The organism is Domibacillus iocasae (assembly GCF_001750285.1).
Lineage (GTDB): Bacteria > Bacillota > Bacilli > Bacillales > Domibacillaceae > Domibacillus > Domibacillus iocasae.
The window spans coordinates 460,671-486,908 of the sequence record NZ_MAMP01000022.1 but is presented as its reverse complement, the minus strand read 5'-3'; the positions used below and the strand labels follow the sequence as shown (position 1 = coordinate 486,908).

At 45.8% G+C, this 26,238-nt stretch carries 23 protein-coding genes, 1 other RNA gene, 1 pseudogene and 1 riboswitch; of the genes and pseudogenes, 3 read left to right on the top strand and 22 right to left on the bottom strand.

From position 1 onward, the window contains the following. Positions 1-63 precede the first annotated feature (63 nt). From BA724_RS13265 to BA724_RS13245, 5 genes are all read right to left on the bottom strand, one after another. Positions 64-966, bottom strand: a complete 903-nt coding sequence (locus BA724_RS13265; protein ID WP_069939121.1) for a 5'-3' exonuclease — start codon at positions 964-966, stop codon at positions 64-66. Continuing rightward, positions 956-1,780, bottom strand: a complete 825-nt coding sequence (locus BA724_RS13260) for a sulfurtransferase (protein WP_069939120.1) — start codon at positions 1,778-1,780, stop codon at positions 956-958. The genes BA724_RS13265 and BA724_RS13260 overlap by 11 nt, the downstream gene beginning before the upstream one ends. Next, positions 1,752-1,964, bottom strand: coding sequence for a hypothetical protein (locus BA724_RS13255; protein WP_069939119.1), 213 nt, complete (start codon positions 1,962-1,964; stop codon positions 1,752-1,754). The genes BA724_RS13260 and BA724_RS13255 overlap by 29 nt, the downstream gene beginning before the upstream one ends. Next, positions 1,951-5,571 carry a dynamin family protein gene (locus tag BA724_RS13250; protein WP_083256227.1) on the bottom strand — a complete coding sequence of 1,207 codons (3,621 nt, stop codon included), beginning with the start codon at positions 5,569-5,571 and terminating at the stop codon, positions 1,951-1,953. The genes BA724_RS13255 and BA724_RS13250 overlap by 14 nt, the downstream gene beginning before the upstream one ends. A gap of 317 nt (positions 5,572-5,888) precedes the next feature. After that, a complete protein-coding gene (locus tag BA724_RS13245; protein ID WP_069939117.1) occupies positions 5,889-6,362 on the bottom strand; it encodes a chemotaxis protein CheX in 474 nt (157 codons plus the stop codon). 967 nt (positions 6,363-7,329) lie between these two features. Between BA724_RS13245 and BA724_RS13240 the strand changes: the two genes are divergently transcribed. Further along, complete coding sequence (locus BA724_RS13240) at positions 7,330-7,443, top strand: YjcZ family sporulation protein (RefSeq protein ID WP_069939116.1); 114 nt, start codon at positions 7,330-7,332, stop codon at positions 7,441-7,443. A 478-nt stretch (positions 7,444-7,921) separates the two neighbouring features. On the opposite strand, the gene BA724_RS18650 is transcribed toward BA724_RS13240, so the two are convergent. From BA724_RS18650 to BA724_RS13195, 10 genes and pseudogenes are all read right to left on the bottom strand, one after another. Then, entirely contained in the window at positions 7,922-8,089 is a 168-nt protein-coding gene (locus tag BA724_RS18650; protein WP_169818551.1) for a hypothetical protein, read from the bottom strand. Between the two features lie 164 nt (positions 8,090-8,253). Continuing rightward, a pseudogene (locus BA724_RS18315) lies at positions 8,254-8,485 on the bottom strand (solute carrier family 23 protein); the annotation flags it as partial. A gap of 80 nt (positions 8,486-8,565) precedes the next feature. Next, a riboswitch (purine riboswitch) is annotated at positions 8,566-8,666 on the bottom strand. Positions 8,667-8,747: 81 nt separating this feature from the next. Next, entirely contained in the window at positions 8,748-9,914 is a 1,167-nt protein-coding gene (locus tag BA724_RS13230) for a THUMP domain-containing class I SAM-dependent RNA methyltransferase (RefSeq protein WP_069939114.1), read from the bottom strand. A 199-nt stretch (positions 9,915-10,113) separates the two neighbouring features. After that, an RNA gene (gene rnpB, locus BA724_RS13225) (RNase P RNA component class B) lies at positions 10,114-10,508 on the bottom strand. 55 nt (positions 10,509-10,563) lie between these two features. Then, positions 10,564-10,893, bottom strand: coding sequence for a cell division regulator GpsB (gene gpsB / locus BA724_RS13220; protein ID WP_069939113.1), 330 nt, complete (start codon positions 10,891-10,893; stop codon positions 10,564-10,566). Between the two features lie 300 nt (positions 10,894-11,193). Further along, positions 11,194-12,411, bottom strand: a complete 1,218-nt coding sequence (locus BA724_RS13215) for a ribonuclease H-like domain-containing protein (RefSeq protein WP_069939112.1) — start codon at positions 12,409-12,411, stop codon at positions 11,194-11,196. A gap of 12 nt (positions 12,412-12,423) precedes the next feature. After that, positions 12,424-14,661, bottom strand: coding sequence for a DEAD/DEAH box helicase (locus tag BA724_RS13210; protein ID WP_069939111.1), 2,238 nt, complete (start codon positions 14,659-14,661; stop codon positions 12,424-12,426). A gap of 116 nt (positions 14,662-14,777) precedes the next feature. Next, positions 14,778-15,128 (bottom strand): DUF1798 family protein, encoded by a 351-nt coding sequence (locus tag BA724_RS13205; RefSeq protein ID WP_069939110.1) that lies wholly within the window; start codon positions 15,126-15,128, stop codon positions 14,778-14,780. Between the two features lie 15 nt (positions 15,129-15,143). Next, complete coding sequence (locus BA724_RS13200) at positions 15,144-15,371, bottom strand: hypothetical protein (RefSeq protein WP_069939109.1); 228 nt, start codon at positions 15,369-15,371, stop codon at positions 15,144-15,146. 112 nt (positions 15,372-15,483) lie between these two features. Then, entirely contained in the window at positions 15,484-15,963 is a 480-nt protein-coding gene (locus BA724_RS13195) for an STAS domain-containing protein (RefSeq protein ID WP_083256226.1), read from the bottom strand. Positions 15,964-16,139: 176 nt separating this feature from the next. Here BA724_RS13195 and recU point away from each other — a divergent pair, with 176 nt between their 5' ends. Both recU and BA724_RS13185 read left to right on the top strand, forming a co-directional pair. Further along, complete coding sequence (recU, locus tag BA724_RS13190; protein ID WP_069939108.1) at positions 16,140-16,745, top strand: Holliday junction resolvase RecU; 606 nt, start codon at positions 16,140-16,142, stop codon at positions 16,743-16,745. A 25-nt stretch (positions 16,746-16,770) separates the two neighbouring features. Further along, positions 16,771-19,512, top strand: a complete 2,742-nt coding sequence (locus BA724_RS13185) for a transglycosylase domain-containing protein (RefSeq protein ID WP_069939107.1) — start codon at positions 16,771-16,773, stop codon at positions 19,510-19,512. A 27-nt stretch (positions 19,513-19,539) separates the two neighbouring features. Here the strand turns inward: BA724_RS13185 and BA724_RS13180 are convergent, their stop codons facing one another. The 7 genes from BA724_RS13180 to dinG form a co-directional block, all read right to left on the bottom strand. Beyond that, a complete protein-coding gene (locus BA724_RS13180; RefSeq protein ID WP_069939106.1) occupies positions 19,540-20,004 on the bottom strand; it encodes a YpoC family protein in 465 nt (154 codons plus the stop codon). Beyond that, the gene (gene nth, locus BA724_RS13175; protein ID WP_069939105.1) at positions 20,001-20,660 is read right to left on the bottom strand and encodes an endonuclease III; all 660 of its coding nucleotides are present in this window, start codon (positions 20,658-20,660) and stop codon (positions 20,001-20,003) included. Before nth ends, BA724_RS13180 begins: the two co-directional genes overlap by 4 nt. 12 nt (positions 20,661-20,672) lie before the next feature. Continuing rightward, complete coding sequence (locus tag BA724_RS13170; RefSeq protein WP_069939104.1) at positions 20,673-21,359, bottom strand: DnaD domain-containing protein; 687 nt, start codon at positions 21,357-21,359, stop codon at positions 20,673-20,675. 94 nt (positions 21,360-21,453) lie between these two features. Further along, positions 21,454-22,647, bottom strand: coding sequence for a pyridoxal phosphate-dependent aminotransferase (locus tag BA724_RS13165; RefSeq protein ID WP_069939264.1), 1,194 nt, complete (start codon positions 22,645-22,647; stop codon positions 21,454-21,456). A 22-nt stretch (positions 22,648-22,669) separates the two neighbouring features. Continuing rightward, positions 22,670-23,158 (bottom strand): cell wall elongation regulator TseB-like domain-containing protein, encoded by a 489-nt coding sequence (locus BA724_RS13160; RefSeq protein ID WP_069939103.1) that lies wholly within the window; start codon positions 23,156-23,158, stop codon positions 22,670-22,672. 16 nt (positions 23,159-23,174) lie between these two features. Next, positions 23,175-23,345 carry a YpmA family protein gene (locus tag BA724_RS13155; protein WP_069939102.1) on the bottom strand — a complete coding sequence of 57 codons (171 nt, stop codon included), beginning with the start codon at positions 23,343-23,345 and terminating at the stop codon, positions 23,175-23,177. 52 nt (positions 23,346-23,397) lie between these two features. Then, a complete protein-coding gene (dinG, locus tag BA724_RS13150; protein WP_169818550.1) occupies positions 23,398-26,202 on the bottom strand; it encodes an ATP-dependent DNA helicase DinG in 2,805 nt (934 codons plus the stop codon). Positions 26,203-26,238: the final 36 nt, after the last annotated feature.

Sequence of the window (26,238 nt, the reverse complement as noted above, 5' to 3'; positions counted from 1 at the left end):
CTTAGATGGTTTTATTATTACATAATTTGTCTTTTACTGCTAGTAAAAACTAGTTATTTCATCCTAGTCCAGACCAAAAGGATCCACTTCGACATAACCTGTATGACGGACAAATCGTGACAAACCGATCATGCCGTTTTTTTCAATAAAAGAAAGCGCCCGTTCATTTGCCCCGGTAAACATCGCTTGTTCCATCGTCCAGTCAAGCGGCACGTCACAATGAATTTCCGCCAATTTCTCCGACATCCGGAGCATCTCTTCTCCATCAATCAGCTTTTTTTGAACAGATGGTGTTAATTGCTCCAGCCCATCCAGCACGCCATCTGTCGTTCCAAACTCGCGAATCAACTTGAGCGCTGTTTTTTCCCCAATGCCTTTTACTCCAGGATACCCATCCGCAGCATCGCCCATCAGCGCTTTTACATAATGAAATTGCTCAGGTTCAATTCCATATTCTTCACGAAACAAGGCTGCGTCGTATGCTTTCCAATTGCCATAGCCCGTCTGCAAAAGCCAAACAAAATTATGGCCGTTCAACAGCTGCAATAAGTCCCGATCGCCCGTTAAAATGTATGTTTCCACGCCTTTTGTCCATTTTGAAATGGTACCGATACAATCGTCTGCTTCATAATTTTTTACGCCTGCGTTATGAAGAGAAAACGCGGCCGTCGCTTCCTGGGCCAAATCAAACTGTGGCACAAGCTCAACCGGCGGCGCCGGGCGATGTGCTTTATACGAATCAAACATGTCGGTTCGGAACGTATCTTTTCCCATATCCCAGCAGACGGTGATATGTGTCGGCTGAATTTGGTCCGCTGCCGCAAATAAATGGCGGATCAGCCCTTGTACGGCATTTGTCGGCACCCCTTGTTCATTAATCATAAACCGGCCGCTTGGGGCGGTTTGAAAAAAAGAACGGAACAGGAGCGCCATTCCGTCCACGAGCAATAACTTTTCATTGATCATCAAGATCCTGCCTTTCTGTTTCAATTGGGCGCGACTCGTCACTTGACCAATCGCTGTAGCTTCCCGGATATAATTTTACATTGCTGTAGCCCGCTTGTTTGAGTGCAATAATGTTTGGCGTGGCGGACACACCGGACCCGCAGTATACAATAACCGGTTCATCGGCTTGGATGCCGGCAAAGCGCTTTTTCTGTTCAGAGGCCGGCTTCCATTTTCCGTTTTCCATCGCTTCGGCAAAAAATCGATTGATTGCACCGGGAATGTGGCCCGGCACACGGTCAAGCGGCTCGGTTTCTCCTAAATAACGCTCGGGCGCGCGCGAATCAATTAACAATCCGTTTCCGGCTGCTACTTCATCCACTGTCGCAATCATGCTGTGCTGAAGATGAAGCGTTAATTCGCCTGTCCGTCGTTCCGGCCTTTCTGCTGTAACCGGCAAACCTTCTTGCGTCCACGCAGAAAAACCCCCATCTAAAATAAAGACATTTTTATGCCCAGCATACGTCAAAAGCCACCAAAGCCGTCCGGCAAACATCGAAGCACCATCATCATAAGCGACTACCTTCGTGTCATCCGATACGCCGCACCTTTCCATAAACGCTCCAAACACGTTCATGTCGGGCAGCGGATGCCGTCCGCCGCCTTGACCTTTTTCCCCGGATAATTGATGATCCAAATGCGCATAATAAGCACCTGGAATATGACCCTGTTCATATAAAGCGGCACCTTGAGCGGGGTCCGTCAAATTAAACCGGCAGTCAAAAATAACGACTTGTTTTATGTTCTCACTCAGCCAATCCGTTGTGACGATCATCGAATCGCTCCTTTTCCATCAATTTTTTCACATGCTCTTTCGGGTTCCAGCAGTCAAACCGGTAGCCCGGGTTCGTTTCGAACCCGAGCCGGCGGCATGTATATACCATCTTTTGCGGCAGTTTAACCGCCTGGAAATGACGGCACGTTGCACACGCGTGAAAGCGCGAGTTAGGAGATGTCACGAAGAATCAGCTCCCACTCCCGAATATTTCCATTTTGTTCAAAGACGAGAAGCCATGCGTCAAATTGCTCGTTTACGTCAAGAACGGCGGCTTTTTTCACTTCTTCTGTCCCATTTTCAATAAAGCGGTACGCATTCTGGATAAGTGCTTCTTTTTGTTGGGCTAAATAAGCGTCTGCCATTTGTTCTATTTGTTCCTGCAGCTTTTGCATCATCACTTGTTTTTCATTTTTTTCAAAGAAAGCCTTGGCATTTTTAAACAGCGCAAGTGTCGCGGAAAAAGCTTCCGGCGCCGCGTCTTGAAACGCCGTCTCAAAGTCAGGCACAATAAGCTTTCCTGTTTCCGCTCCAGACAGCAGCAGTTCCGGTTCAATCATGGCTGCTTTATGTTCAAAACGCGACTGCTTGTCTTGAAGAAGCACCCGGCCGTGATTTTCGACGCGAATAGACGTTGCCCGCATTTCCTGTGCCAAATCATAGCCAACGGCCTGCAAAAGCTCCTGAAGCGCTTTTTGAAGGGCCGGCTTCACATCGGTACGCCCGCTTAATGTCGCCGGATTGAACGACTCCTTGAAAAAGTCAGAAAAACGGTAAAACACACGCTGTTTCACATAATGAACGAGTTCATCAAGTTCTTGGGCCATCCGTTTTTTCTCCAAATCTGTTTGTTCCATCTCAATAACCGCCATGATCCGGCTTTTTTTGTCCAAAAGTTCTGCTTTTTTCTGTTCGCCTTGATGAATGCTTTCTTTCGCTGCTGTAATCAGTTTTTCCAGCTGATTTACACCGCGTTCTGCTTCCGCTTCCGCCGATTGAACCGCCATATGAGCTAAATCGCTGGATAAAAACGAGCGAAAAGGCTCTTTGAACTGCTTCATGCCGGACTTTGGATGATACCACTCACCCCGCATCGCTTCCTCAACAGCAAGCATGCTTGAGACACCGTGCAAACGCGGAAACCGAATGCCGTATTGCAGCAGCTGCTCGCGCACATATTCTTTTACGTCCTGTACTTCCTGCTCGTCTGCCGCCAGGTCGATTGCGTTGATAATGAAAAACATTTTATCGAGTTCAAATGCGTCTTTCACACGGCCGAGCTGAATTAAAAATTCCCGGTCCGCTTTGGAGAACGCATGGTTGTAATACGTGACAAACAAAATCGCATCCGCATTTTTAATGTATTCAAACGCCACACCCGTATGGCGTGCATTGATCGAATCCGCTCCCGGCGTATCGACTAGTGTAATGCCGAGACGGGTAAAGTCACAGTCATAATAGAGATCAATAGAGTCAACAAAGCAGCTTTTCGTTTCATCCGCCACGAACTGCTTAAACGCCTCTAAATCGACCGTCAGCGTTTCAAAAGGCTCAGACTGATAGTCGTGGAATCCCGTATGGAACGCACGCAAAAAAGAAAGGTGGATTTTTTCTTTTCCTTCTCCTTCATTTGCGGCAAGAACATCCGGAATCAGCTTGTAAGCATCTTCAAGAGAAGCGGCACTCCGGTTAAACAATCCTAGTGAAGCGTTGACATCTGCCAGCATGACGGAACGTGGCTTTAAATGAACGTCAGCGGTACGATGTTCATGTTCCTCGTTTACCGGATGAATCCGGTTGACCGCCGCTGTGGTCGGATTAGGGGATACCGGCAGCACCTTTTCACCGAGCAGTGCGTTTGCAAATGATGATTTACCGGCTGAAAAAGCACCGAACAGGGCAATTGTATACGTCCTATTTTCAAGCCTTGACGCTTTTTGAATAGCGCCTTCCACAAAACGAGCAAAGCCGGGCACCTGACCAAGACGATCTGCCATGAGACGAAGCCTTTGTACTGCTGACTGCACGTCTCCGGATGCTTCCGGCAAAGCAGGGGCTTCTAAAGGCATGTCGGTTGTCTCCCGCGCTGCAGCCGCCCATTGTTCCACCCCATCATATAAAACAGATTCCCCGTCTTCTGCCTGCCATTTTTCTTCAAGAACCTGCATCAAGCGCGGCAGCACCGGGTCGGCTTCCGATAAAATAGCCCGAAGCGTCTGCTCACGCAAGATGCGCTTCTCCCGCAGCATGTCAATCTCCTGCTTCGCCTGCAGCCGCTTCGCCCACACTTTATGATCGGCTTCAAAAAGCGCGAACTCTCCTTCAAATTGATTCCGCAAAACAGAGCCCGCTTCTTCCTTCCAAAGGTCCGACTGTGTACGTGCCCGCTTTTTAATAAGCGATGCCACATCTTCGGCATAGTTTAGTACGGCATCACCCGTTACGCCAGCCCCTGGCTTCACCGCTTCTTTTACAACGGACGCATCAACCGGTACCGTTAACTCTTCCGCTTTTAAGGCAAGTGCCGGGTCATCAAGACCGCTTTCCTTCATCCAAGCTGCGCTCATTTGGCGAATGGCCCATCCGAGCTGTGCTTCTGTCTGCTTTGTTAAATCCGCCACAAACGTTTGCAGACGATATTCTCGCTCTTCTTCTGTTTTCTTTTTGGCAAACAGCATCCCGACTTTAAAATCGGGACGGGTGGATTCCAAATAGCTGCGCGCCAATTCGCGTGTTGCTGCCGGCATTAAGATGGCATTTTTCAGCACATCATCACGCTTCTCATCGAACTGCTTCAGCCAAACAGACGCATCCCGCTTGTTCATTTCAGACCGGAGTGCTTCTTCTTTTTCTTCAATAGACAAAGCGCCCGCTTCAGCGATGATGGCTTCGAGCGGCTCCATCGTTTCTTTTTGCTGCCCGGCAAGCCACTCCATATGCTCATGCACAAGCCGGTTCATCATCGTTTCCGCCGACTGCTCGGATAAAAGGTCACGGTTTTTCATGCTGTCATGAATAAGCTCTTTTACTTCCTCAAAATCGTTATAAGGCAAATCACGATTGCGCAGACTCGTAAAATAAAAGGCTTCCGGCTCGACGTTCCACGTTGCAAATGACTCTTGTACCGACTGACGGAATGCGTCAAATGACAACTCTTCATCTTTATGCTTATCGACTTGATTAATAATTAAGAACAACTTTGCGCCATGGGACAAAAGCTCTTTCGTATAAATAAAATTGAGCTCGGACTGAACGTGGTTGTAATCCATCACGTAAAACACCATATCTGCTAAATGCAGCGCGGATTCTGTGGAGATCCGGTGCGCATCATCGGTGGAATCAACTCCCGGCGTATCCATAACGGTCACATCCGGCGGCAGATTTGAGCTCGAGTGACCAATTTCAATGGAGGCCACTTCATCGCCATCTTTTGCAAACTTTTTCACATGGTCCATTTCATAAGGTGCTTTAAACAGAAGCGGCCGTCCATGGTGGTAGTGAATTTTTGCAAAGTCTTCCTCAGCTGGTTTAATTTTCACCACATTCGCGCTCGTCGGAATCGGACTTGACGGCAGAAGAGATTCGCCCGTCAGTTCATTAATCATCGTCGATTTTCCTGCCGAAAAATGACCGCAAAACGCGACGATAAATTCATTCTCATGCAGCTTGCGAAGAAACAAGGCCGCTTTTTCAGCTCGTTCTGTGTCTCCATTATGTATAAATTGCTCGTATAACACGGCGGTCCGAGAACGGATCACTTGAAGCGTCCGCTCGGCTGTTTGCGTTTCCATATATGCCATCCCCTTTTAATTCAAAACATTTCCTTCTTATTGTATACGATTTTGAGCCAATAAAAAAGGATACAGCGGCGCGGAAAAATTCCGGTTCTCTGTACCCTTGAGTCCTTATTTTTTTAAGACAAGCGTTTTGTTTCTATTTGCTGTACGATCAAGCACATATTTCATGACGCCGCCATACGTGACCACCGTTGCCGCAACAAATAACCAAACCATACAAAACGCCTTCTTTCGTAATTGATAATAATTTTCATCCTCAACGGTATCGTACCATTTTTCCAAAAAGAATACAACAAAAAAAGGCGCTTTTATTAAGCACCTTTGTCAATGTTCAGCACAAGCCGATATTCCCCTGCACCTTCAAAGGAAAGCGGCAGTTCAACCGCCTGTTTGAATCCTGAAATTTTTGAATTGCCGACAATAATGGTCGGCGGCGTAATATCAATCGTTATTCCCTTGGCAGATAACGCGACCCCCATATTACCGGCAATCATATTGACAACTTCTCCGGCAAAGGATTCCACCATTGCTCCTTCAATAGGCATACCAAACATTTTTGTTCCGAGGCTCGCAAAAGCTTCTTCTGATCCATCTAAAATAATGCGGCCTGGCAAGTCGCCGGTGATCCCAATGAATACGCCAATCTCATGGTGATCAAATGAACCATTTAAGAGCGTCGGCCGGCCGACGGTTAATTCTACTGGAATAATGGCTTTCATAGCATCAACCGTACAGTTTAATACTTCCTTTACGATGCTGTTCTGATCTTGTTGTACATTGCCCATTTTGGCACCCCCGTGTCTTTCCTCTTATTTTACAAGAAAATCCACCTTATGTCAGCACTTTTTACTAAGTCATTAGAACTAAATAAGCACCTCTAGAAAATAGAGCTGCTCCTTTCTATTATGAAGCCTGAGTAATTATCATCTTATTCATTATAAGTTGAACAAAAATTCTTACTTTGAAATTTATAGAATCTTGGTTTATGTTTTCGTCATAGCGGGTAATGTTTAACAGATGTCATTTTTATCACTCACACAGCTCTTTTATCGCTGCGGAACCCCCGTGGCTTTTTTACGTGTGGTTTATTGTTTATTTTATGCCGCAACAGGTAATAATTAACCAGTGGTCATCTCGGCTGCATTATTCACCCATATCTTTCTGCTGCGGAACTTCCGTAGCCTTTTTTATGCGCCTTTGCCCAATTGTGAAAGGCATCATTTAAATTGTTTCATACGTAATGTGTAGAACGTATCATCAAACTTTTCTCTTTCTTTTTCTGCACAGGTTTTTCCTCGAGTGTCTCCGGTTTCTTTTTCTTACCCACGGCGATTTGCTCCTTCTTACGTTTGATATTCTTAAAATATCACGAAGAATGATGGAAACGTACGGTGAACCCGCGCCACGGTTGACCAAGGTCTCGTAGATTAGCGGAGTTCACATAATTTCCCCACCGTGGTGTAGTAGCCTTCATCCATAACACCATGCAAGTGTAATATGCAATAAAGTCTAAAGTCCAACGAATCACAATACGGCTGGCATACCGCGCTTATTTGCAGTGAATTGACGAATTCCATTGCGTATCACCCTTATTAATCTCTTTCAAAAAAAGATTATCAAAAGAGACAAACGCTCAATCCAATACGTTCCTCTGTTCATACCCTGTAACATAGAACAATTATTATAGATCAATTAATAGACATTGATTTATATAATTGCTTCGCTGCTTTTCTGTAGAGGAGGTGAAATGATATGGGTGGTTACCAAGGCGGTTACGGAGGCGATGGTTACGGTGGCAGCTTTGTGCTGATTGTAGTGCTGTTCATTCTTTTAATCATTGTTGGTGCTTCATTCTACAAATACTAATTTAAACGATCAGGCATCATTTCAGCGATCCCCTCCTGGAGTTCTCAATCGTTGAAATGGCGCTCCTTTCACGCTTCAGCGGTTTGCTTGGTCGGTGCCCTTAACAATGGGGACCGTACTAAAGCGAGCCAGTTGCACATCAATTGATTAGGCAATGGCATGTTTGTTTCATTTTTAATGGGTAACTATTGGAAGCAGCTACTTCAGCCGGTAGCTGCCTTTTTTTAACCTTTCTAAGACGGAAACATATACTACATAAGACTAATAGATGCTCAGCATGCTCGTCTCAGCAGGTAGAATGGGCTTTATGACGCCAAATAAACGGCTGACAAGCGCTTAGTCTCCTTCGATTGTTGACGAAATAACGCTTTCTTTAATCCGACGATAAAATGGACGGCATGCGAAGCCTCAAACGTATTAGTACTAATAACAATATTAGTCTTAGGAGCGACATTGATTTCATGCTCCCCTTTTTCATTTACGGGCAGGATCTGTACGAAATTAACCGTCTGCTGCACTTGGTCGGCAGCAAATTAACGATACCCATTAACGCAAACCATACATCGATTGTATCAGGCTTCTTCACTCCAAAGTCAACTCTTGCCTCCCGAATGATAGAGTGGGTTATTTCAAGTAAACGGATCAACTTGCACTTCCAGGCGGCAGAAAGCCTACTTTCTTCGAGGGTGCGGACGTGACGATTAACTGCAGATCTTAGTTGGGTAAATTATTGAATTTTGCACATTATGATTTTTGTAATTCATCGGATATACTATCAATCATTTTTAACGGTCCCTTTGAAAGACACCGCAAGAAAATAAATACGTATATTCCGATCAATAAACCCAGCAACACCAAAATAGAGCGGGCAAACCCATCAAAAAATCGGTACATCACAATAATAATCGCTAGTGTTGCAAACGCGAGCGTCACATTTTGAGCAGAGCCAAAGTCCTGGCTTCCTTGTCCGCCTCCCCTGTTGTTCATAAGCTAGCGGAATGAGTGTCAAACCAATAATTGTCACAACCGACCCTGTGCTGATTCGTCTTCAAGCACAAAAAAGCCTGATAGCATAGCGTTCAAAAAAGAATGAACAATGCCTTCAAGCGCGAACAGAAAAAATCCGTTCTCTTGTTCACTCATAGTCGGATCATTTACGGTGTTCCGGTAGAAACTTGCAGGCCAATCCCCGCGATTATATGAGTGAATATGTTTAATTGATAGTCATTATAATAGCGAAGGATATGTGGTAACAAAAAAGCCTTTGACACTTAACGTCAAAGGCTTTTCTTTATTGTGTCCACTCAATCAGCTTCGCGGCGGGGCGGGCGTTTGCCCCAGTATTGGTAGTAGTCGCAGCGGATAAAGCCATTAAACAGCTTTCGTTTTTTCGTCGCCGGACGACCATATACTTCTTCAAATTCTTCGTGAGACGTCAAGATATAAATGGACCACGTATCCAGTTTCTTAAATGCATATCCTAAATCCGCATACAGCTTTTCGACGCCAGGGCGGTCGCTGAGACGCTCGCCGTATGGCGGGTTGCCGACAATGACACCATATTCTTTGTCCGTTTGAAACGCCGTTGCGTCTCCTGTCCGAAATTGAATCAGGTCGCCGAGCCCTGCTTCAAACGCATTTGCTTTTGCGATACCTGCCATGTTCGGGTCAATGTCAAGTCCTTCGATATCAAGCGGCTGATCATAGTTTGCTTTGTCTTCCGCTTCTATACGTGCCTCGTCCCATACGCGTTCATCAATCCAGTTCCACTGTTCAGACACAAATTCGCGGTTAAAGCCCGGCGCGATATTTTGACCAATTAATGCCGCTTCAATCGGAATCGTACCAGAGCCGGCGAATGGATCCATAAACGGTTTATCCGGATGCCAGTTTGTCAGCTTAACAAGTGCCGCCGCTAACGTTTCTTTCAATGGCGCTTCTCCTTGTCCCGTCCGGTAGCCGCGCTTATGAAGCCCAGCACCGCTCGCATCAATCGTCAGCGTCACTTTGTCTTTTAAAATGGCTACTTCGAGCGGAAAACGGGCACCTGTTTCCGCAAGCCACGCCTCAACATGATACGCCGATTTCAAGCGTTCGACAATGGCTTTTTTCACAATGGCCTGGCAGTCTGATACACTAAACAGCGTTGATTTAACCGATTTCCCCTGTACCGGAAAAGAAGCATCTTTCGGCAAATAATCTTCCCACCGCAGCGCTTTTGTTTTTTCGAAGAGCTCATCAAACGTTTTTGCATAAAATTCCGCTACTACGACTTTGACACGGTCTGCGGTTCGCAGCCACATATTGCAGCGGGCGATAGCCAAAGCGTCGCCTTCAAAATACACTTTCCCATTTTCTGTACGGGGCTCATATCCGAGATCCTTTACTTCTTTTGCTACGATTGCTTCTAGACCCATCGCAGCTGTCGCGATCAATGTATACATGGATAACCTCTTTTCATTTCGGTTCATTTGTCCGTTCTTCGGATAAAAATTAATCTGTTTTAAGAACAGAATGGGATTAAAAAAACAATTCCCTTACATTATGTTCGACAATCACGTCACTTACTTGTTTATTGATCATTTTCATTAAGAAATCAGTTCTGTCAAATAGAACAAAAGCTCCCCTGTAAAGGAGAGCTTTTTCGTTTGAATTAAACCCTGAATAACGTTCTGTAAGCCATGTTTTGTTCCATCGTACTGCAGGCGGCCAGGGTATGGCCTCGTACTCCGGCGGCAATCATCTATCTGCGAAACACCTATATATATGTTCCGCCTTTCCATCTGTTCAGTTCCGTCCGGAAAGTGCCCCTACCAAAATTTGGGTTGCTCACTCACGGGGTTTACCTCGTTCCACCTTCGCCATTTCTGGCAAAGCTACGTCACTGTGGCACTTTCAAAGTATTCACACCATATCAAAAGACGTAGGTGCTTTCCCTGCCGTCAGCAATAAATTGCTGCCCTGGCTTATGGTTTTGCCAGGCGCGATCACTACAGGCATCACAGCACTGTGTGAGCATGGACTTTCCTCTCCAGCTTCAAGAGCTGCAGCGATTACCCGAACGCTATTCATTATCGTTTCTTAATTATAAAAGAAACAGCTTGATTTCGCAATGGGAAATTATTCGTTGTGAAGACGATCGCCAAAAACATGGCGTTCTAAGTTCGATAACCGCTTTAAAATATCAAAATTGGTCGAACCGGGAGCCGGCTGCTGCTGGCGGATCGGTGCTTCCGGAAGAGGTTTCCGGGCCGAAATCGTACTGTTTTCTTTTTTCAGGCGCAAATTTTCCTGCTGCAATTCTTCAATCGCCTGCTGAAATACTTCATAGTCTTTTATGACAAGGTCTAAAAATTGATCCACTTCATCGGGACTGTATCCACGCATGGATGTTTTAAATTCTTTTTCAAGAATATCTTTTCCCGTTAATTTGATTTTATCCGTCAACATTGTTGCACACCACCTTCATCGAGTCCTGCCTATCTTCATTAATTGTTTCAAAAACAGGGTCGTTTGTCAATTGGAAAGCAGGCCGCAGACGGACTTTTTCCTTCTTACAGAAAAGCATAGAAACTATCTTTTAAATTAGTTAATACGAATGCAGTTAAGCCGACAACCACGAAAAATAAAAATAAAATCGCACGATACACCCTGTCATTCACCCCATATTTATAGTCTATCTAAAACTAGTTATTTATTATTTTACGTTGTTTTCAAAAAAGTTACAACTACATGACGACTATTTTCGGGTTATTTCGACAACTTTTTTTCGAGACGATGCAAACGTTGTTCTAATGCACGTTTTACCGCTTCTTTTTCTAGCTTCTGCTCAAGCGCCCATTCGGTTTCTCGTAATGCTTGCGGGATATTCTTCCATTTATGTTCATACACTTTGGCCAGTTCAATGGCCGCTTCAATCGACCGGGCTCCTTCTGCCTCGCGCACACGATTAAATAATGGCACAGCTGCTTCAAAAGACTGCTCCCGCTTGAACTGCAGCGCGAGCCGAAATGCTGCATCAAGTGCCACTTCTTCCTGTCTGCTTTCAGTCGACTTTTCAAACGCTTCTTTTGCGGCCACGCTGTTGCCCGACGCTTCAAACCACTTCCCTACTTCAAGGGCTGTTTGATCATCACTCAACGCGCTTTCGTCAAGCACAAGCCGGCTGATATGCGTATAAAGGGTAATCAAGCTTAAAATATCGCGCTCGTTATGCTTCATTACCTGCAGCACGCCTTCAGGATCGCCTCGCTCGACGAAATCAAAATAAATGATCGGCGCAAGGTGCCCGGGCACGTCATCTACCCGCTCAAGCCCCAGATGTTCTTTTTCTACGTTGACGAGCTTGACCGATTCCATTGTATGTTTAAAAAGCCGCCGGGATGCATGATATAGATCGAAATGGCCAAAAGCCGGCAGTGCTGGCACTTTATCACGCACAAAGGTATGGCGTGACTTTACTTGCGGCCAATCAAACGATTTTCCATTGTATGTGACAAGCGTTGAATAATCTGTTTCCTGTAAAAACTTCGCGTAAAGCGCCGTTTCATTGCCGGGTGATGGCAGAAAATACTGTTTTACTGTTACTTGATTTTCATGAATTCTTGCCGTACCGAGCAGGAAAATAACACTTCCGGTGCCGCTCAATCCCGTTGTTTCAATATCAAAAAAGAACAAATCCGACGACTGAAACCCTTTCGCGGACAATGGATGATGCCCATTAAATGATGCCCATTGGCCAATCGTTTTTTGCGCATCTTCGAATGTATAAAGACCGTGTGCCTGTCCAATAGCATAATTCGTTTCGCGCGTAATGCAGTATTCGCCTTCAAATTCAAACAGTTCTGCTCCAGCGGATTCCCATACGTCCCAAAAACGGATGCCTTTCGGCGGTTCCGGTTTCAATGCAGACGGCTCCTCACGCACAATGTGCTTTTTCAGTCGCTGCAGCTTCTTTGCCATGCTCATCTTTGCCACCCCTTAAAACTGGTCGAGCAATTCCATGCTTTTTCTTTTCACGTCCATGCCATCAAACCCCATGCCGACACACGATGGGCAGCCATTCTGGCACGGGCATTTTCCAATCAGATCTTTCGCGGCTTCTTTCACTTCATCAAACCGCTTGAACACATCTTCCGCAAGACCGATACCTCCTGGATAATGGTCATATAAAAAAATCGTCGGAAGCCCTGTATGTGCCGCTTTAATTTGTGACACCACATGAATGTCGCTTTTATCACACATTGTATGGATCGGGACAATATGATGCAAAACGCTGGCAATGCCCATAAGCAGATGCTCCAATGACTTTTCCGGTTTTTCAATATTCAGTTCCAGCCAAACAGCATTTGTGTGAATTTCTTCTTCCGGCAGCGTAATCGGTCCGGACCCAATGTTCTCAAACGTGGTCATTTTAATTTTTTTAAATATGGTCGGCAAAATATTCACCGTCACATCACCGTAATGAACAGCAGATGACGATTTTTCTTTTGTACGGTCCACTTCCAGCACTTTTAGCCCAACTGCCAAATTTGCATCGGTATAGTACTCTACATCCACTTGGCGGACATATGCCTTTTTATGATCCCAGTCAAGTTTTTCAACTTGAAATTGAACACCCTCATGCAAATAAATTGCTTCATCATGCAAAAGTGTCATCGCACTGAGCCGGTCCATCTCGCCAATAATTTTCACATTGGCTGTTTCTGATTGGTCGACAATGACGACATTTTCCTGCGTGGCGGAACGAAGGCTGATGTTTGCTGCAGGAAACGACTCATGCGACCAGTGGTATTTGCCCCCATTGTAATGAAGAACACGCTCCTCCCGCAAGTATTCAAGTACATCCGTGACATCCATCGGCCCGAATGATTCGTCTACCCGAAACGGCAGTTCATAGGCTGCGCACTTTATATGATCAACCAAAATAATTAAATTTTCAGGGTTAATACGGGCAGATTCTGGATTTCGTTCAAAAAAGTAATCCGGGTTTTGGACAACGTACTGATCAATCGGAGTGGAACTCGCGACCATAATAATCACCGCCTCTCCATGCCGCCGGCCGGCCCGGCCAGCCTGCTGCCATGTGCTTGCGACGCTGCCCGGATAACCGGTCATAACACACACTTGCAGCTGGCCGATATCAACCCCAAGTTCGAGTGCATTCGTGCTGACCACCCCTAAAATATCCCCGTCGCGCAGTCCTTTTTCAATAGTGCGCCGTTCTTTCGGCAAGTAGCCGCCCCGGTAGCCGCGAATCGTTTTTGGCCCAATGTCTCGTTTCACAAGCTCTTGAATATGGCTCAGAATGATTTCCACCCGGACCCGGCTTCTGGCGAAAATAATGGTTTGAATTTGATTTTTTAAAAATTCGCGCGCCAGCCGATTGACCTCAACGGTTGCGCTCCTGCGAATGTTGAGCGGTTCGTTTACAACAGGCGGATTGTAAAAAACAAAATGCTTCCGCCCGCGCGGTGCTCCGTTATTATCGATCAAGCGCACCGGGCTGCCGGTTAATTGTTCCGCCAGCTCTTTCGGATTGGCGATTGTTGCCGATGTGCAGATAAATTGCGGACTGCTTCCATAAAATGAGCAAATTCTCTTTAAACGACGAATCACATTCGCCACATGGCTCCCAAAGACACCGCGGTACGTATGCAGTTCGTCGACCACAATATATTGTAAGTTTTCAAACAAGCTGACCCATTTCGTATGATTAGGCAAAATGGCGGAATGAAGCATATCCGGGTTAGTCATGACGATGTGCCCTGCCTGGCGCACTTTTTGCCTGATTGCCGGCGACGTATCTCCGTCATATGTAAAACTTTTAATATCAGCGCCCATTTCCGCAATGATTTCATTTAATTCACTTTTTTGATCTTGCGCAAGTGCTTTTGTCGGAAATAAATAAAGAGCACGGCTCGTCTCATCTTCTGCAATTTTTTGCAGGACAGGCAAATTGTAGCAGAGTGTCTTACCTGAAGCGGTCGGCGTGACCGCGACAATGTTTTCTCCATTTTGCACCGCTTCAAACGCGGAATATTGATGCGTATATAAATGGCGGACACGACGCGCTTCCAAGGCCAATCGAAGCCGTTCGTCAATGAAGGCCGGCATCGGACACGTTTTCGCTTCTACTGGCTCCAGCTCATGCCAATGAATGACATTCTCATCCGCGCGAAGCTCTGTGATAATATCTGAAAGTGTTTTTTTCCACATCATTTACACCTCTCTCGTCAAGACCCGCACGATGCGGATTCACTTATTCTTACCTTCTATTCTATCGAACAAACGATCTTTTTAAAAGCAAAAAAAAGAACGCATTGACGCGTCCTTTATTCCTCTATGCAATTGTCTAACGATTCAAGCACGTATAAAGCTGAATCGGCTGATTGAATAAATTTCGCTTTTCCTGTATCAAAAAAGTGGGCGTATGCCCCAACCCTTCGCGCATTGTCCGCCGCCTGAACAATTTGCGCGGCATGCACGTATTTTTGCGGATGCTCCTGTAAAAATAAAAGAGCTTCTTGCTCCCACAGGTCTGCTGCGGCATCCATTTCGTCCGCAAATGGCTTTACCGTCCCAAAAAAATCTGCTTCTTCTTTTGATTCGCGGTGTTCTTTATAAATTGTTTTTGCCCGTATAATTAACTCACGCAGTGTAGCTGTCTGATTCCGTAAAGACACGTATTAACCCTCATTTCAAATAGAACCGGCAGCCTTCTTAAGCGGCATTGAATTCTCCCCACATAAAAAGCGTGCTCCTTCTTCGACGAGAAGCAGGCGATTATGAACGCGTTCTGAACGAATTCGAAAGCCCGCGATTTTGCTGCTTCGCTCATCCGCTACTCTCATTTTCAACCGGTGCTCAAGCTCCAAAGTATCTTTTTCCAATTCGGCTAACCGCTCCAACCACTCTTCTTTCGTCATTAACGTCACCCCTTTGCCGTATTAACTAAGAAATTTCGCCAGGCAGCATGAATGTCCTGCCGGCTTGACAAAACTAGTGTCCAGCTGGCAAAGAAAGTGGGTATGCGACAAATTATGCGAATGTTATTCCTTTTTTCTTCATTAAATACTGCAGGGCACTTCGAAACGTCAAGAACGTATTTAAATCTGACCGAATGCGCATGCCGCTTCGCATTAACTCTTGTGTGAAATCCGGTGTGAATCCGACTAAAAACGTCTCTGCCCCCATCAAATTCAATGAGTTGACCAAATGATCAATTGATTGGCCAAGTACAGCGGTTTCGCCAATTTCTTTTTTAGAAATGGCTGTAAAGTCAATAATAACCGTTTGGACCTCATTCCCATAACAAGCATTCAAAAGTGAGGAGATGATCGCCTCAAAGCGGTCATGCGATAACTTCCCCGTAATCGGCACTAAAATCGTTTCTGGAATAATCGATGGAATAATAGGTGCTGAAATATCCTGCACCATTTGTTTATACACTGCAAGCTCTTCTTTCAATAACCGGTTTTCTTCTTGAAGAATAGCAATCTCTTCTTTTTCTTTGCACACAACGGCTCACCTGCTTTATTTACATCATATATCTTATCATAAATATAGTAGCTGATAGACTACTTTTTTTCAATCACCGTCCTTTTTAAAAGGCACAAAGCAATATGTCTTTTAAAACAGGCGATTTGGCCGCTCATGTGGTATGATATTGATTGGATTCAAGAGGAGGGAAAAAGATGGCGATCCGCTATCCGAATGGAAAACAATATACGCAGCCGGTGCATAAGTCCGAATCGACACAGCCGAAAAAAGATTCAGTGTTTTCAAACCGCGGCATGACGCTCGAAGATGACATTAATGAAACGAATGCGTACTATTTAAGCCGAAATCTAGCAGTCATTCATAAAAAACCCGTGCCTGTTCAAATCGTCCGGGTGGATTACCCGGCGAGAAGTGCAGCTGTTATTAAAGAAGCGTATTTCAGACAGGCCTCTACAACGGATTACAACGGGGTATATAAAGGAAAGTATATTGATTTTGAAGCAAAAGAAACGAACAACACGACGTCGTTTCCGCTGAAAAATTTTCATGCCCATCAAATTGCACATATGAAACAAGTCGGCGAGCATGGCGGCATTGCGTTCGTTATTATTCGGTTTTCAAAAACGGACGAGCTGTTTTTTTTACCGTTTTATGCATTGAATCGCTTTTGGGAACGTATGCATGATGGCGGCCGCAAATCAATCACAAAAGCGGAACTCGCTGACTGCAGTGCAGCACTTAAACTGGGCCTCTCTCCGCGCATTCCGTTTTTAAATGCAGTGGATGCCGTATACTTTTAATTTTGAAAGTGAGGAAAAATAACAAATGTCTGACGAATACAAATCGAGAACCGAAAAGCGGAACCAGCAAAAGAAAAAGCCGGTCCGCCCTCTAAGAAAATCTAAAGCACCAAAAACCGCCAAAGCGCCAAAAAGTAAAAAACAATCCATCGTAAAACGAATTATCCTCGGGCTGTTTTTAATCGCCCTGCTCGTTTTAATCGGCGGCGCCGGTTTATTTGCTTATTATGTGAAAGATACACCTGAAATTGACGAAGCGCTGTTAAATGATCCGATTTCGTCAAAAATTAATTACGATGATGGTACGCTGCTGACAAATATCGGTGCAGAGCGCCGGGATTATGTTCAGTATGAAGACATTCCTGTTCTTGTCCGCGACGCTTTTATTGCGACAGAAGACAGCCGCTTTTTCGAGCATAAAGGAATTGACCCGGTCCGCCTTGCCGGAGCGGTTGTGAAAAACGTTACGGACGGTTTCGGCTCTCAAGGAGCGAGTACGATCACACAGCAGGTCGTTAAGCTTTCGTTTTTATCTCCGGATAAAACATTAAAACGGAAAGCCCAGGAAGCGTATCTTGCTTATAAGCTGGAGCAGGAATATTCCAAAGAAGAAATTTTTGAAATGTACGTAAACAAAATCTTTATGTCTGGTGGAATTAACGGCGTTAAAGCAGCGGCGGATTATTATTTCGGCAAAGAATTAAGTGAGTTGTCTGTTTCAGAAGCCGCTTATCTTGCAGGTATGCCGCAAAGCCCGAATAATTACAACGCATTTACTCATCCCGAAAATGCCGAAAAGCGGAAAGATGTTGTTCTCTCCCTCATGAATCAGCATGACAAAATTTCCGCTTCTGAGATGGAGGAAGCGCAGGCCCAGAACATTACGGATTATCTTGTGGACGAGCCTGTCAGCAAATCCGGCGTTGACCCAGAATATAACGCATTTGTCGACCTTGTTATTGAAGAAGTAGAAGCAATGGGCTACAACCCGTATACAGATGGGTTAACGATTGAAACAACACTGGATAAAGAAGCGCAGGAATACATGTATAAGCTGCTGAACAGCGATGAATATGTAGATTATCCGAGTGAGCTGCTCCAAGCAGGTATTGCACTGACTGATACACAAACTGGGGAAATCCGGGCGATAGGCGGCGGACGCAACCAGGAAGTAGAGCGCGGCTTAAACTATGCAACCGATATTAAACGCCAGCCAGGTTCTACGATCAAGCCGATATTAGATTACGGGCCGGCCATTGAGTATTTAAAATGGTCGACTTATGAACAGGTAGAAGACAGCCCGCTTCAATACTCTGGCGGTCAATCTGTCGGAAATGCCGGCGGATCTTATGCCGGCATGATGTCGATGCGTGACGCGCTTGCCCGTTCGAAAAATACACCGGCCGTCCGAACCTTTCAGGAAGTCGGCTTTGACGACGCGTATGAATTTGCCGGCAAGCTCGGCATTAAACTAGAAAACGAATATGAATCGTATGGAATTGGATCTATGGACGGTGATGAAGGTATTTCACCGCTCCAGATGGCGGGTGCTTATGCCGCGTTTGGAAACGGTGGTATTTATAATGAGCCGCATACCGTCACAAAAGTAACACTGGCAGATGGCACGTCTGTTGAAAATGATGTAACATCAGAGCCTGCGATGAATGATTACACCGCTTATATGGTAACAGATATGCTGAAAAGTGTGGTTGATTACGGAACAGGTACTGCGGCGAATATCCCTTCGCTTCATATGGCCGGCAAAACAGGAACAACCAACTATACAGATGATGAGCTTGCACAGTACGATTTCCCATCCAGTGCGTCACCAGATGCATGGTTTGTCGGTTACACAACAAATTACACGGCAGCGATTTGGACGGGATACGAAAGCCGAACAGAATATTTATCAAAAGAAAGCCAGCAAATTGCGAAAGAACTCTTTAAGCAATTAATGACAGAAGTATCACAAGACATCGACACACCGGATTTTGAAAAGCCGGACAGCGTCATTGAACTCCCGATCATCAAAGGTTCCAACCCGGCAGTTGTCGCTGGAAGCGGCGTCGCTGACAGCGATAAAACATATGAATTGTTTATACAGGGCGAACAGCCGAGACGGGCAGCTCCTGTGGAAGAACCAGAAGAAGAGGAAGAGCCTGAAGAGGAAGAACCAGTAGAAGAAGAAACATCGGGTGGTGAAGTAACTAGTTTATCCGCCACTGCTGATGCAAGCGGCAATATGTCCGTTTCGTGGGGATATAGCGGTGAAGGCAGCCCATCATTTAGTGTCTCAAACGGAGTAGAAACGCAGTCGATTGGCGGCTTTTCTACCGTCTTTGGCGGCGGCCAGCCTGGCCAGACGTATTCCATTACAGTGACAGCCATTGTAGACGGCCAAAACGTCGATTCCGCTTCTACCTCTGTAACTATTCCTGGCGGTGAAACAGCAGAACCTGAACCGGAGCCGGAAACACCAGAGCCGGAGCCGGAACCAGAAACACCGCAGCCGGAACCAGAAACACCGGAACCAGAGCCGGAACCGGAAACACCGGAGCAGCCTGATACAGAACCCGAGCAGCCTGATACAGAAGTACCTGCAGAGGACACTACCGGTACGAATGGAAATGCAAATGGAAATGCGAATGGAAATGCAAATGGAAATGCAAATGGAAATGCAAATGGAAATGCAAATGGAAATGGAACAACACAAGGCAATGGGACACGTGAACCAGCGCCTGATGTGGAAACCACTCCTGCTGAATAAAAAAACGAAAATCCCGATGAAAATTATTCATCGGGATTTTCGTATGGCATAAACGGCGGCCGCTTTTTTCAGTTCAGTCATCAGCTCAATTAACTGCCGGTAGGCCATATAAGTATAAGGCCGGCTGTCAATGTACGTGAATCGTTCTAAAAAATTAATCGGCTTTACAACAAAATTGGCTTCTTTTTCTTTCCACAACACCGGAGCTGACGGTTGTCCGTTCGTCCAAAAAAGCGCCATAAAAAACATCGCCAATAACGCATCAACTTCTTTTTTCACATCTTTATTGCGGTCGCGCTGTTTTTCATCGAGCGCCTTTTCCATCTCATTCCATGCAGACTCCAGCAAAGGCAGGCCGCTTTTTTCCCATTCCCACGGCTTTTCACCGTTCAACTCATATAAAAAATACGGATACGAACTGACGGAGTCCGGCAGTTCCGTATGCGTTTCATCGGAAAAATAACGAAGCTCTTTCGGAATTAATATGTTCATTTGCGAACACCACCAAGCTTCATACGTTTTTTCCCTTCCCTGCACAAATCAAGCAGTGGACATTCTGGGCAGTTTGGCGACTGTGCTTTGCAGTGGTACCGGCCAAAAAAAATCATCCGGTGATGCGTATCCGACCATTCTTCTTTTGGAATTTTACGCATTAACGTTTTTTCCACTTCCGTTACATTGTCTTTCCATCGGCAAAAACCGAGCCGCTTAGAAATCCGTTCAACATGTGTATCCACCGCTATTGCCGGGACGCCAAATGCGACAGACGCCACGACGTTCGCTGTTTTACGGCCGACGCCCGGCAGCTTCACAAGCTCATCCTGTGTTTCAGGCACAACACCGCCAAGCTCTTCAATGAGCATCCGAGACAGCTTTTGGATATTTTTCGCTTTGTTCCGGTATAAGCCGATCGACCGGATATCCTGCTCGAGTTCCTCGAGTGGCACCGATAGATAATCCTCCGGTGTTTTATACTTTTGGAACAGCCCTTTCGTCACTTTATTGACGAGCGCATCCGTGCATTGCGCAGACAAAGCCACGGCAATAACCAGTTCAAAAGGATTGTTATGGTTCAGTTCGCAGTGCGCGCCTGGAAACATCTCGGCGAATGTGTCCAGACAACGGCGAATTTGGGTTTTATTCAGCATCTTGATATCTCCTTATTGTTCCAGCCAATTGTAAAACGGCACCGCATGCTCAGAGCGTGACACGTTCTCGGCTCCCGCTGGCTTACGAAACTTTTTCCCTTGTTCACGCGCCTGCTCGACTGTTTTAATACCCTGCTTTTTCCACTCAAATAAAATCCGATCCATGTAGCGGAAATTCAGCTTCATTGACAAGACCGCTTCCCGGAGCGCCGCTTTGATCACAGGCGGTTCATGGCCGTCCTGGTCAATCCAAAGCGCAAGAGTTTCACATTCAATGGAAGAAAGCGGCCGGCCAAATTCTTCTTCAAACAAGCTGTATAAGTCTTTTTCTTCTACCATTGCCTGCTGGACAGACTGTCCTCTTGCTTCTGATTCAAATAGAGAGGCGAGCTTATTCCAAAGCGGCTCAAATGAATAAAATTCATAGCCGGTCTGACTTCCCTGCTCAATCGCAACTACTTGTTTTTGAATCAGCTTTTTTACACATCCCGCGCAGTCAGAAGCAGACATCGACATCCGGTTCGACAGCTCTTCAAAACTCGGGAAGGTGATCCCTTTTTGTGAGTAGGAGTAAATGTGCAGAAGCACCATCATTTCCTGTTCATTTAAAGACAGACGCTTGTAGTTTTCAAGCAGCACGTTCGGTACACTTGTGGTCCCTTGCTCCATCCAGCGAATCATCATTTCTTTTTCTTTCATTTTCATTCCACCTCGACCTTTGCAATGCTTCATATTATACTAGCACAAAGCAAAAAAGAAAAGCCGCCCGAATGGACCGCTTTTCTTATCATTTTTACCCTTTTTGGTTTGTTTTCACATAATCCGCAATGCGTTCAACCGCTTTTTCTAAAAGCTCAAGCGACGTTGCATACGATAAACGGATGTTTGGCGGCGTGCCAAAACCGCTGCCCGGCACAACTGCTACATTGGCTTCCTCAAGCAGTGCCGTCACAAAATCATCCACATTGGCATGACCTGTTAATTCCGCTGCTTTTGTTACATTCGGGTACAAGTAAAAAGCACCTTGCGGTTTTAAACACGTAACCCCTGGAATGTCCGTTAATTTTGCATGAATGATATTTAAGCGTTCTTCAAATGCTTTTTTCATCTCTTCTACCGGCTCCTGTGTGCCTGTATAAGCCGCAATAGCGCCATATTGGGCAGTAGATGTCGGATTGGATGTGGAATGGCTTGCCAGGTCTGTCATCGCTTTAATAACTTGCGCGTTGCCCGCTGCATAGCCAATCCGCCAGCCTGTCATCGAATGGGATTTTGATACACCATTGATGATGATCGTCTGCTCTTTTAGCTCAGGAGACAATTCCGCAATGGATACATGTTTATTGTCGCCGTATACTAATTTTTCATAAATTTCATCCGATACAACCCAAATGTTGTGACGGATGGCCACTTCGCCAAGCGCTTTTAATTCAGCAGCTGAATACAGCATGCCTGTCGGGTTAGACGGCGAGTTGATGATAACCGCTTTTGTTTTGCTTGTAATCGCCGCTTTAAGCTGCTCTGGCGTAATTTTAAAATCATTCGATTCTTTTCCGTCCACATAAACCGGAACACCGTCCGCAAGCTTTACCTGCTCCGGATAGCTGACCCAATAAGGCGTTGGGATGATAACTTCATCGCCATCGTTTAAAATAACCTGGAATAGATTATAAAGAGCATGTTTTGCGCCTGTTGTTACAATGATTTCGTTCGGCTTATATGTAATGCCCTGATCCTGCTTGAATTTATCAATAACCGCGCTTTTCAATTCGGCGAGTCCACCAGCCGGCGTGTATTTCGTCTGGCCGTCTTTTAATGATTCATAGGCTGCTTCAATAATATGGTCCGGTGTATTAAAGTCTGGCTCCCCGGCGCCAAGCCCGATAACATCAATGCCCTGTGCTTTCATTTCTTTCGCTTTTGCGGTAATTGCAAGCGTCGTTGAAGGGGTTAATGCTTTTACACGTTCTGCTAATTGTACATCCATGAATCCATTCTCCATTCTGTTGTTAAATGTTTTCAACCTTTTTCCACCATGTTCCGTCCTTAAACGATAAATAGTAGTAATTCAAGCGGCCGCTATCATCTTTAAATGTAAACAGCCATACAGGGGTTTTGCCTTCCATGCCAAGCGTGAGCGAGAGAATATCCGCAGTGTCTGCTTCCTCTCTGAAGAGAGCCCACGCTTTTTCCTCCGTCACGCCCTTTTCAAGCGGACTGACCACTGGTTCCGACTTTCCATCTTTCGCCAGCCAAACGGCAACGTTCTGTCCGCTTTCATCCTGCCCTGTTCCCGTATAATACGTTGTCGTACTGTTATAAATATACACATCGTCAACGCGCGAAAGAGGGGTTTTTTCCTGCAATTGCCCGACAGCTATCTCTTCCGCTTTTTTATACGGTTTTTGTGCATTATTATACAGGAAAATGACGATTATCGCAATGACAAGCAAGGAAATTCCGATTATTAATAACCATTTTTTAAAGTTTGTTCGCATATTCACCACATCTTCATTACGTTCGATAAATTGTAAAAACTGCTTTTGTCTGATCCTCGGCATCAAGCGCAAGACCAAACATTAAATTTTCCCGCTTAAGCGTCCGATTCAGCGTATCAACAAGCTTATACAAGTCACCGTTATTTTCAACTTTCACGGTTGAGAGCACTTCAACTTTTGACTCCATAAAAAATCCCTCCTGGCTCAAATTATAGCAGGAATGGCCATCCTTCATGCAATTAATTTTCTCCGGGCAGCCATTTTTCAATAAGCTCCATCGTGCCGGCAATATCGAGCTCCTTCGCTGGTACGTCCGGAATGGATTCCAGGAACGCTTTCCCATACCGGCTTGACAGCACGCGGCGGTCAAACAGAACTGCTACTCCCCGATCCGACTCTGTGCGGATCAACCGGCCAAAGCCTTGACGAAAACGAATAATCGCCTGTGGCAGCGAATAAGCGGAAAATGGGTTTTCCCCTTCTTTTTTCAGCTGCCGGCTTTTTGCGGCGACAAACGGATCATCGGGCGGCGCAAATGGAAGCCGAACGATAAATAACACAGACAAGTCTTCGCCGGGAATATCAATTCCTTCCCAAAGCGCGCCCGTACCGAGCAGGATTGCTTTGTCATATTGCCGGAAGTTTTTCGCAAGCCGGGTGACGCTGCCATTTGTAATGCCCTGCGCAATAATCGCATATTCAGCCAGAAGTTCTGTTTCACGAATAAAATCATGCGTTTTTTTCAGAATATCAAACGATGTAAACAAGACGAGCATGCGGCCGCCCGCTGTTTCCGCTGCCGCAATAATATAATCTGCAACCGCCTGCGCATAGGAGTCATTATCCGTTTCTTTCACTTCCGGTACATCATTCGGAATCACAATGCGGCAATGGTTCGCATAATCAAATGGTGATGGAATCATATATTCACTGTATGAAAAAGACGTCAGTCCCATTTCGCCCGCAAAAAAGCGGAAAGACTGTTCAACAGTCAGTGTTGCTGAAGTAAACAGCACATGATGCCGACTCAGCAGGTAATCCTGAATAAGTGATCCCGGCTGGACAGGCTGCGTACGGATTGTCAATGTATTCGCCAGCGACCGGACGTCTCCTTCCATCCAAATCACCTCTTCTTCGTCCGGACGAAAAATGAACTCGAACAGTCGCTCGTTCCAGCCTCGGCACCGGTCTAAAAATAAAAGTGTATCATCTACATACAATTCATCCCGGGCAGACAGCTGCTTGCGGATATCCACAATAGGCGTTATTTTCTCTGCTACAGCTTCTATTAAGCGTGACAGCAGCTTGTATAAGCGTTCAGCGCCATACTCGACTTGCTGCCAGCCTGCTGTGTTTCGGCTTGCCTCCGTAATCGCCTGCTGACGCTTAGAGTGATTCATTCGAGACGTCTGCCGTTCAAAAAACGCTGATAAAACGCCAAACCATTCTTCCGCTTCTGCGAAAACAGCGGTCGTCGCGGCCGTCACTTTTTCAGACGGCCGGGCACCGAGGCGCTTTGATTCAATTCGGTTTATATGATACAAAAGGCGCCGATCTTCCGCCGATCCCATTTTTCCGAGTAAAAACTTTAAATGTGCGAGCGACAATTCCTGTCCAAGACGCTCTCTTGCTGCTTTTTCAAACCGGTGGGCTTCGTCAATAATGATAGAGCCCCCTGGCTGCAGAAGCGGTTTTTCCGCTTTCATATCAGCGATTAAAAACGAATGGTTCGTGACAATAATGTCAGCGTTCGCCGCCACTTCTTTTGCGTAGTGGGCAAAATCATGCTTGCGCCACGCTTGTTTTGCTTTGTTCATGTAATCATCTGCCTGACACACTTCTTTCCAAAACAAGGCCCCGCCTGACGATAAATTCAATTCATCGCCGTCACCGGTTTCCGTTTGGAGCAGCCAGACGAGCATTTGCATTTTCGTTATTGTCCGATCGTAATTTCGTTCTTTTTCCCGAAGCGACCGGACAAATCGGGACAAATCCAAATAGTGGCGCTTTCCTTTTAATACCGCTGCTTTCACATCAAACGGCAGCATCATCTGCAGCTTAGCAAGCTCCCGTTCTAACAGCTGATGCTGCAAAAGGACGGTGTACGTTGATACAACGACTGGCCTGCCGCTCCGCCGGCTTTCAAAAATAGCCGGCAGCAAATAGGCGAGCGACTTACCCGTCCCGGTGCCTGCTTCAATAATGGCATGCTCTCCTTTTTCAAAAAAATACTGCACGGCATTCATCATCTGCATTTGTCCATGCCGGCGCTCCATTCCAGGCACACTAGAAAGCAGCATCCATTTTTCTTCTTCGTTTTCAGGAAATGAAATCGACACATCTGCTGTGCGTTTTTTCGGCTGCTTTTTCGTTCGAAGCGCAAGCCCCCGATAAACCGTCCACTGATCAGACAGCATTTCCACGCGTTGTTTTTTCTCGGCCGCAATACGGGAAAGCAGTAAATGAATATCGCTTTTTAAGCCGGATGACAGCTTTAATAATTGTTCAATTGTCACAAGGGGAAGTACTTCCAAACGTTCCACCAATTGAATAAACAGTTCTGCTGTCGCATATGCATCACTGTCTGCCCGGTGCTTTTGCCCGTGGCTCAGCCCAAATTGACCGGATAAATCGCCAAGCTTATAACTGTCTGAAGCGGGCAGCACAATTTTTGCGAGTTCGACCGTATCGATAAAAAAACCGGTAAAGGGCGGATGTCCGGCCGCTTCGAGTTCACTATTTAAAAATGTTAAGTCAAAAGATACGTTATGCGCCACAAAAACTGAATCCGCGAGCCAATGCAGAAAATGCCCGGCTTCGTCCTTAAAAAACGGTGCCTGTTGGACCGTTTCTTCGTCTATCCCGGTTAATTCCTGGATAAAGGGCGGAATCGGCGCATCCGGATTTAAATATGTATTGTATTGGCCTTCAATCCGGCCTTCTTCAATGGAAACAAAAGCCGCCTGCATAATACGGCCGCCGCTTGCATGAGAGTGGCCGGTCGTTTCAAAATCAGCCACTATAAATCGTACATCGTTGATCACGGCAAACACACCTTTAAGTAAATTCTTTATCAGTTT